The following is an 8,259-nucleotide window of genomic DNA, read 5'->3' on the forward strand; positions in this document are numbered from 1 at the left end:
ACATTCTCCAATACTTCCATGTTGTTAAGTAAATACTGTCCTAAATAATCTGGGCCAGTTCAAAAAACTGATAATGGATTAAGTAGAGATCTTTTTGTTCTTCATCTCAGAAAATAACCTCTTGCACCCTTCGTCTGCCTTCTTAATAGATACCAGCTTGTTGAAAGTGGTATATATACCTTTCGGATAAGCTGACAAAACAGTGCTACATTGCTCATGAGAGGTCCTGGTTTTTTCTAAACCTAACGATTTAGGAAAAACCAGGGCCTCTCATGTTATTGTTTAGAACAGGGTTGGGACATATAAAATATATCACTTTAAATTCTTCTCCCTTTTTTTATTAAAAATTTATTATTAGATTAGTTTAAAATATAAGAAAGAGGTTCATGATCTCATCAGGTTTGTGAACAATAAATGGATATAATACTAGTTTCTATTGTTTTTTAAATGCTATTATGTCTGTTTTCGCTCTTTTGAGACACAAAGGGGATTGCCGAAAACCCTATAATCGAGTAGGTAATTTGTAAATAAGTAGAAATGAAAACTAGAAAATCCATTACCACTCTCTGTTCAATGCTTTTGTTATTGGCAGGGTTATTTACTACGCAAGTAAGCTATGCTGATTGTATCAACTCTTGTGGAAATATCAATGATGGAAGATGTGGAAGTTTAGTGTCATGCGAAAATGAAACTGATCCTGAAAAAGTTAATTGTAATAGGTTCGATTCAGTTTTCGGATGCCCTCAATTGAATGATTGATGTCATAATTTAACAATTTGATAAGTAGGGCACTTTTTCCCTACTTATCAAAAATTAACTTAATAATGAGAACTCATCTTATTCTATTTTTGACAGTAATATATTCTTGCAATTCAGATCCAGTATGGTCAAAGTTTGAATCTAGCGACTCAAACTTTGATAGTAAGTATTCATTTGAGGTCGACCAGAAAAACATGATTTATCTTGACAGTGTAACTGGCCCCATATCATATAATATCCAATATATCCTGAGAGATTCCTCTGAGATTCTTGCCCTTTGGAATAAAAATGACAACTCAATTATGTACTATGAGTTGAATTCTTTTAATCCTTCTCTCAAACAGTTTTTTCTCCGTTCAGGACCAAATGCTAACTATTCTTCAAATTTTTACTACTTAAATCAGGACAGCATATTTTCAACGGATGCGATAAAATTCATATATCTAACCAATCAGGGTTCTAAAATTGAAAACACCTATCCGATATCTGATAATACTCAATTTGCTCGTCCTCCAAGCCCTTATGTGTGGACAGGTAGCCCGTTTTTTTTAAAAGATAATAAGCTTTTTTTTCAATGCTATATGGGTGGAGTATTTGACCGCCCAACTATGGCTTTTGTAAATTTGGAGTCGAAACAGATCAGCTATTTTGGAGAATATCCGTGGTTCTATTTGAAAGCTTATTGGAGAGGTGGATTTGAATATATGACTCATACATTTAATGCGGATCAAAATTTGCTGGTCATGAGTTTTGCCGCAGACCACTATCTTAGAACAATAGATATAAACAAATTAGAAGTTATTGATTCGGCATTCGCTGGCTCTGACAAACTATCAAATATTAAAGCTCCAAGACTTAAAATGTCTGACTCTGGATCAGAACTAGATGATCAGAAATTCTTGACTCAATCTTCCTATGGACGTATACTCTATGATGAATACAGAAAAGTCTACTATAGGTTTGCATTTGAAGGGATTAATGATTCGGATCTGACTTCTGATTCAAATGATCGGGCCACCATCAAACCTTCAATGATAATAATTCTCAATGAAAACTTTAAGAAAATTGGAGAGTATAGTCTAAACAGATTTAAGTATGATTTAAACATGACATTTGTTTCCAGAGACGGCCTAAACATTAGGTTAAAAGCCCCCGAAAATGAGGACATAATAATGTTCGACATACTTAAGTTAATTGCCCTGTGAGAAAGTTAACAACGAAAACTTATCTCGTTCCAATTATTTTTTGGAGCCTCATCTCATGTCATAGCACATCCTATGAGACAAACTTATATAGCAATTTAAAAATAGCCATGGAAAGAATGGAGATTGACAACATGATTTCAGAAAACCAGACAGTAATGCTTATTAATATGAAAGGTTGTTCGGTTTGTTACTCAAGGGCACTTTATTTTCTGGAAAAGAATTCTGACTCAAAGAATATTAGTTATATAATTACTGGAGTTCAATCGAAAAAGAATCTTGAAATTCGATTGGGAAAATCCACCATCTCTAAAGATAATATCTTTTTGGACTTGAAAGATATTATTTACTCTAGCGGAATTCATGAAACTTATCCTATCATATTCTACAGACAAAGCAGCAAATTATTAAAGATAGAATTGGCCGATTTAAATAATAGTGGAGTCTATGAAACACTCTCTGGTTTTATCAATGAAAGTGCTAGATGATACTATTTATTCATTATTATTATTGAAATAGCATGAACTCGTAATGTAATTTAACCTTTAATATTATGCTGAGCTCGTTCGTTGTAGTTAAATTAATTATTCAAATATGAAATCTAATAGTTCTAATTGATGATTTATGAAATTATAATTAACATAATGGCTAATACAGCATTGGCAGCTATTAACGATCTAGGAAAAGCCAAGCCACTTTTATTATTATTTAGGACAGGGGTGTTGTTCAGTAAATAGGAGTCAAAAACCTGAAGTCAAACTTCGGATTGATCTCTAAAATACCTTATTTTGAAGATTAATTCTTCACTTCGAAAAACGCATACTATGAAGCAGTACCACGACCTAATGAAACACATTCTAAAAAATGGGGTGGACAAAGGAGACAGGACGGGAACAGGTACACGAAGTGTTTTTGGTTACCAAATGCGTTTTGATTTATCAGAAGGCTTCCCAGTAGTTACCACTAAAAAGCTTCATCTTAAATCTATTATTCATGAGTTGCTTTGGTTTCTTCAAGGTGATACCAATATCAAATACCTGAAGGATAATGGTGTTTCTATTTGGGATGATTGGGCTGATGAAAATGGAGATTTAGGGCCAGTATATGGTTATCAGTGGAGAAATTGGCCTGCTAGAGATGGAGGAACAATAGATCAAATATCTAAGCTTATCGATCAAATCAAGAAAAACCCTAACTCCAGAAGATTGATGGTGAGCGCTTGGAACGTAGCTGATGTGGATAATATGGCGCTTCCTCCTTGTCATGCACTGTTTCAATTCTATGTAGCAGACGGAAAACTTTCATGCCAACTGTATCAGCGTAGTGCAGATGTGTTTTTGGGTGTTCCCTTTAATATAGCTTCTTATGCACTATTGGTGCTTATGGTAGCTCAGGTTTGTAACTTAAAGCCAGGCGAGTTTATACATACTTTTGGTGATGCTCATCTTTATACCAACCACTTTGAGCAAGCTGAACTTCAATTGTCAAGAGATTTTCGTCCATTGCCTACAATGAAAATTAACCCCGAAGTCAACAATATTTTTGACTTTAAGTTCGAAGACTTTGAGTTAGTTGGTTACGATCCTCACCCTCATATTAAAGGGGCTGTAGCAGTTTAATTACTTTTGCAAGTCTTTTTTCTGGGCTAGAATATTCATTATTTCTGAATGAGTTAAAATAGCATATGCCGCTGGCATTAGAGCTAAATATAGAGTCGGCTTTAATTAGCATTTCTGGCTTGGCTATAATTTCGGTAACTTCTAGCGTTTCTAAAATAAGCCTTCTCATTACACCTTCAATACAACCAGTTCGGAGGGAAGGAGTGAAAATTTGATCACCTTCTATCCAAAATAGATTTGAGCTGTGAGTTTCAGCTAAATTTCCTTGATCATCCAATAAAATAATATCGTCCAATTTTTTTTGCTGCATCTCAATTCCCGCCAGTACATAAGGTAATGCACTCATGGTTTTTGCAAAAGAGATAGCCGTGTGGCTGATTTTTGATAAAGTTGAAAGGCCAATTGAGCCTTTCTGCGAAAAAGCTGGTTTTGTAGTTTCTACTACTTCTAAAAGAAAAGAGGAGGCGGAACGTTCTGGGGAATACAGCCCCCCATCCTCTCTCCAAACCTGAATCCGAGCTCTTAAACATCCGTTAAGTTCATTTAAATCAGTGAGTTGAGAAATCATTTCTTTCAGGTCATGACCTGAAAAGGGTGGAGGGTTAAGGTGAAGAACGCTACAGGCCCGTGTTAATCTTTCAAGGTGAAAATCAGTCAAATTAATTCGGTTGGGGCCTGTAACAATTGTTTCAAACAGGCCGTCTCCATAGCAGAACGCTCTATTTTTAGAGTTGAGTGTTAAGCTATCAATTTCTATGAGTCGGGAATTAAATATCGCTTTCATGTATTCTATAAACCACTTAAACAGATTGCCAATTCAAGTAGGGGATATTTATCTAATATTGAAAGCAGAATAAATTAAGGTTATGGCTGAGCAAAGTAGTGTGTTTGATATGATTGGTCCCGTAATGATAGGTCCTTCGAGTTCACATACGGCAGGAGTGGTTAGAATTGGAAGAGTAGCAAGAAAAATTCTTGGCTGCCAACCAGAAACTGCAGAGATAACATTTTATAATTCTTTCGCCCGAACTTATGAAGGGCACGGAAGCGATAGGGCAATAGTAGCTGGGCTACTTGACTTTAAAACAGATGATGCTAGAATCAAGACATCATTTGATGAAGCAGAGAAAGCTGGTTTTACTTATACTTTTAGGTCAGTTGGTAATTCACTTACCATGCACCCTAATACGGTAAAAATAAGAGCCACAGCCAAAGAAGAAACAATTGAAGTAATTGGTGAGAGTAGAGGAGGAGGAGTAATAAAGGTTGTAAGCGTCAATGGGTTCTCAACTGGCTTTAACGCTAATTTGCATACTTTGATTATTACAGCAGAAGATAGAAAAGGAGCGATTGCATTTATCGCAAATATTTTAGCCAACTCTGAATGCAACATTGCAAACATGTCGGTTAATCGTAAAGGAAAATCAGATATGGCTTGCCACTGTATCGAAGCAGATTCAGGATTAGATAAAATTACAATTGAATATTTAAACCATTTAAGTTGGGTCAAAAAGGTCATTTATATACCCGATATAGATTTTTAAAAAGCAATCAAATATGATTTGGAGAAGAAAAATTTACTTGAGTCTTGCGGGGCTCTTTATGCTGGTTGCGTCCTATGGTCAGCAAAATAGCTGGACGCTAGAGGAGTGTATTAATTTTGCATGGCAAAATAATTTAACTGTTCGTTCAAGTGAACTGAACAAGTTGAATAGTGAGATAGCCTTAAAGGAATCAAAATTTGCTCTTTTACCGAGCCTAAGTGGCGGAGGTAATTTGAGTAAATCATTTGGTAGAACCATTGACCCAGTTACAAACGGTTTTATTAGTACAAGCTTCGTGAGCAGTGGGGTTTCCGCTAGTTCTTCTGTTACATTATTTAATGGAGGAGCGCTCAGAAATACCATTAAGAGAAATGAGCTTAACCTTGATGCAAGTGAATTTGATCTACAGAAGGCAAAAAATGATATTGGTGTAACTGTAGCAACAAACTTTTTGAATGTTTTATTAGGAAGAGAGCAGTTGAAGAATGCTACATTTCAGTTAGAATCTTCTCAAGCTCAATTAGAAAGAACAAAAAAATTAGTGAATGCAGGATCACTTCCAATGACAAGCCAATTGGATTTAGAATCTCAGGTAGCAACTAACGAGGTTTCTGTAGTAAACGCTGAAAACGGTCTTCGTTCTGCTGTTTTAAGTTTAAAACAAGCAATGCAAATGCCAGCTGACGAACCTTTAGAAGTTGAAGCACCAGAGGTTTCTGTAGATAATATGGGATTTATATCTCAGAGCCCAAATGAGATTTATAATATCGCAATGGGAGTGCAGCCAGAAATTCAAAGTGCTGAACTTGGAGTAAAGAGCAGTGAGGTAGGAGTAGCCCTTGCTAAGAGTGCTTTCTTGCCTAGTTTAAGTTTAAGCGGTAGTATTTCTACTAACCATTCTGGAAGAGCGAGGCAACTAATAGGTACGCAACAAGTAACTACTCCAGCCAGAGAAATTGGTTTTGTACAAGGTTCTAACGAATCTGTTTTTTCTAACCCAAGTCAACAAACCGTACCTATTTATGCAGAGAATTATGGGGTGTTCAATCAGTATGATGATAACCTTGGGCAATCAGTTTCAATTCGTTTGAGTGTGCCAATATTCAGCAGATATTCTAATAGCGCTAACTTACAAAGAGCAAAAATAGCCAAGCAGCGTGCGGAAATCACCTCCTTGACTACTAGAAACCAACTGAGACAAAGTATTGAGTCGGCCTATAACAGTGCATTGGCAGCGTTAAATACTTATAATGCTACACTTAAGCGTGTAACTGCATTAGAGGAGTCGTTCAGAGCTACAGAACAACGATATAATGTTGGTGATGTGAACAACCTTGACTACCAAATTGCTAGTAATAACCTGTTTTCAGCAAGAGCAGATTTAATTCGTAACAAATACGAGTACATTTTTAGAACAAAGATTTTAGATTTCTATTTAGGGAACCCAATTACATTACAATAACATGGCTAAGAAAAAGAAAGGATCAAATAAACTAATCTATATACTGTTAGTAGCGGTAGTACTGATTTTAGTAATTGCCGTGGTTGGCAAGCAAGCGGGCTTCATTGGCCAGCCTAAGACATTAAAAGTTCAGATGGCATCAGCCAAAAAAGCTACTATTGTAGAAAAGGTAACTGCCTCTGGTGTAGTTCAGCCCGTAACGGAAATCAAGCTTAGTCCAGATGTGGCGGGTGAGATTATTGAGTTAAATGTTGAAGAAGGAGAATTTGTAACTGAAGGAATGATTTTAGTGAAAATCAGACCTGATAACTTACAATCTGCACTAGAAAGAGCGCGAGCAAACTTAAATCAGCAAAAGGCCAATTTGGCTTCAAGCATTGCACAGGTAGCTAGAAATGAAGCTCAATTGCTTCAGTCTAAACAAGCCTTTGAACGTTCTGAGCAGTTAAGAAAAGAGAATGTGATATCTGAATCAGATTTTGAAACTGCGAGAGCCAATTATGAAGTAGCTAAAAAGAATTTAGATGCTGCTAAAGAAAGCGTTAACGCTTCTGAGTATGTAATTAAGTCAAGTCAAGCTACTGTAGAAGAAGCAGAAGAGAACGTTAGGCTTACTGTAGTAAGAGCTCCATCTTCTGGAACAGTATCCAAACTAGATGTTGAAAAAGGAGAGCGTGTTGTTGGAACTCAGCAAATGGCGGGTACTGAAATGATGCGTATTGCAGACTTGACAATGATGGAAGTTAGAGTAGATGTAAATGAAAACGACATCATTAGAGTAACTCAAGGAGATACGGCAGTGATTGATGTTGATTCTTACAGCTCAATGGATAAAAAATTTAGAGGAATTGTAACCTCAATTGCTAACACAGCAAACACTAAATCGTCAGCTGATGCAGTAACTGAATTTGAAGTGAAAATCAGAATCTTGAATGAGTCTTTCGCAGACTTGCTTTCTGAAATTCAAAGTGCTTCTCCATTTAGACCTGGTATGACAGCCAGCGTAGAAATTATCACTAACACAAAATCAGGAGTGCTTTCTGTACCATTATCTGCTGTAACAACCAGAAACCCGAACGCTAAAGTGGTAACTGAAGGACAGACTAGTGGGGCAAATGCGGTAGCGACTACCAATGCATCTGCCAAAGATGAAACCAAAGAAGTGGTATTCATTGATGAAGGTGGAAAAGCTAAAATGGTTGTGGTGAAAACTGGTATCAGTGATTACGACAATATCGAAGTGTTAGAAGGTTTGAAAGAAGGTGATGTTGTAGTATCAGGGCCATTCTTGGTGGTATCTAAAACCATCAAAGAAGGAGACTTAATTGAGAAAACTGCTGCCAAGAACTTTGGTGCTACTTCTAATAACTAAGATCAAGAGAAGCCTTTAAAGGGCATTTAAAAGTATGTTTATCCCTGTAAGTAATTTCTACTTACAGGGATTTTTTTTGAATATGAAAGAATGGTTCCTAAGTAGGAAATGAAAGCCTCTGAAGAAGCGTAGGTTATTTATAATGGAATCCACTTCAAATAAGGGCGCATAGATCAATTAACAAGGCGTAGGTAAGTGTGGCAGCTCCGAGACTTCGGAGCGCACCTATGACCTCTTAACTAGAATATTGAAGGCCTAAAAACAAAAAAGCCTCTGATTTCTCAGAAGCTTTTGTTGTCGG

At 36.4% G+C, this 8,259-nt stretch carries 7 protein-coding genes; 6 read left to right on the forward strand and 1 reads right to left on the reverse strand.

Going from position 1 to position 8,259, the window contains the following annotated elements; genetic code table 11:
* Positions 1-824 precede the first annotated feature (824 nt).
* The 3 genes from AAC026_RS06320 to AAC026_RS06330 all read left to right on the forward strand — a co-directional run bounded on the left by AAC026_RS06320 (position 825) and on the right by AAC026_RS06330 (position 3,580).
* Entirely contained in the window at positions 825-1,964 is a 1,140-nt protein-coding gene (locus tag AAC026_RS06320) for a DUF4221 family protein (protein WP_339695998.1), read from the forward strand.
* A 107-nt stretch (positions 1,965-2,071) separates the two neighbouring features.
* A complete protein-coding gene (locus AAC026_RS06325; protein ID WP_339696000.1) occupies positions 2,072-2,449 on the forward strand; it encodes a hypothetical protein in 378 nt (125 codons plus the stop codon).
* Between the two features lie 336 nt (positions 2,450-2,785).
* The gene (locus tag AAC026_RS06330; RefSeq protein WP_339696003.1) at positions 2,786-3,580 is read left to right on the forward strand and encodes a thymidylate synthase; all 795 of its coding nucleotides are present in this window, start codon (positions 2,786-2,788) and stop codon (positions 3,578-3,580) included.
* Here AAC026_RS06330 and AAC026_RS06335 read toward each other — a convergent pair.
* On the reverse strand, positions 3,558-4,364 hold the full coding sequence (locus AAC026_RS06335; protein ID WP_339696006.1) for an aminotransferase class IV: 807 nt from the start codon (positions 4,362-4,364) through the stop codon (positions 3,558-3,560). The genes AAC026_RS06330 and AAC026_RS06335 overlap by 23 nt on opposite strands.
* Positions 4,365-4,446: 82 nt before the next feature.
* Between AAC026_RS06335 and sdaAB the strand changes: the two genes are divergently transcribed.
* From sdaAB to AAC026_RS06350, 3 genes are read left to right on the forward strand one after another with little or no spacing between them, the layout of a single operon-like run.
* Positions 4,447-5,124 (forward strand): L-serine ammonia-lyase, iron-sulfur-dependent subunit beta, encoded by a 678-nt coding sequence (gene sdaAB, locus AAC026_RS06340; protein ID WP_339606179.1) that lies wholly within the window; start codon positions 4,447-4,449, stop codon positions 5,122-5,124.
* A gap of 13 nt (positions 5,125-5,137) precedes the next feature.
* Positions 5,138-6,586 carry a TolC family protein gene (locus AAC026_RS06345; RefSeq protein WP_339606180.1) on the forward strand — a complete coding sequence of 483 codons (1,449 nt, stop codon included), beginning with the start codon at positions 5,138-5,140 and terminating at the stop codon, positions 6,584-6,586.
* Between the two features lies 1 nt (position 6,587).
* Positions 6,588-7,958, forward strand: coding sequence for an HlyD family efflux transporter periplasmic adaptor subunit (locus AAC026_RS06350; protein ID WP_339696009.1), 1,371 nt, complete (start codon positions 6,588-6,590; stop codon positions 7,956-7,958).
* The last annotated feature ends 301 nt before the right edge of the window (positions 7,959-8,259 follow it).

The sequence above is a fragment of the uncultured Roseivirga sp. genome, from assembly GCF_963973945.1.
GTDB lineage: Bacteria > Bacteroidota > Bacteroidia > Cytophagales > Cyclobacteriaceae > Roseivirga.

What these genes read in the sequence shown, in the direction of transcription:
- AAC026_RS06320 (WP_339695998.1), top strand. Translation starts at nt 825, where the DNA reads ATGAGAACTCATCTTATTCTATTTTTGACAGTAATATATTCTTGCAAT.
- sdaAB (WP_339606179.1), top strand. Translation starts at nt 4,447, where the DNA reads ATGGCTGAGCAAAGTAGTGTGTTTGATATGATTGGTCCCGTAATGATA.
- AAC026_RS06350 (WP_339696009.1), top strand. Translation starts at nt 6,588, where the DNA reads ATGGCTAAGAAAAAGAAAGGATCAAATAAACTAATCTATATACTGTTA.
- AAC026_RS06335 (WP_339696006.1), bottom strand. Translation starts at nt 4,364, where the DNA reads ATGAAAGCGATATTTAATTCCCGACTCATAGAAATTGATAGCTTAACA.
- AAC026_RS06345 (WP_339606180.1), top strand. Translation starts at nt 5,138, where the DNA reads ATGATTTGGAGAAGAAAAATTTACTTGAGTCTTGCGGGGCTCTTTATG.
- AAC026_RS06330 (WP_339696003.1), top strand. Translation starts at nt 2,786, where the DNA reads ATGAAGCAGTACCACGACCTAATGAAACACATTCTAAAAAATGGGGTG.
- AAC026_RS06325 (WP_339696000.1), top strand. Translation starts at nt 2,072, where the DNA reads ATGGAAAGAATGGAGATTGACAACATGATTTCAGAAAACCAGACAGTA.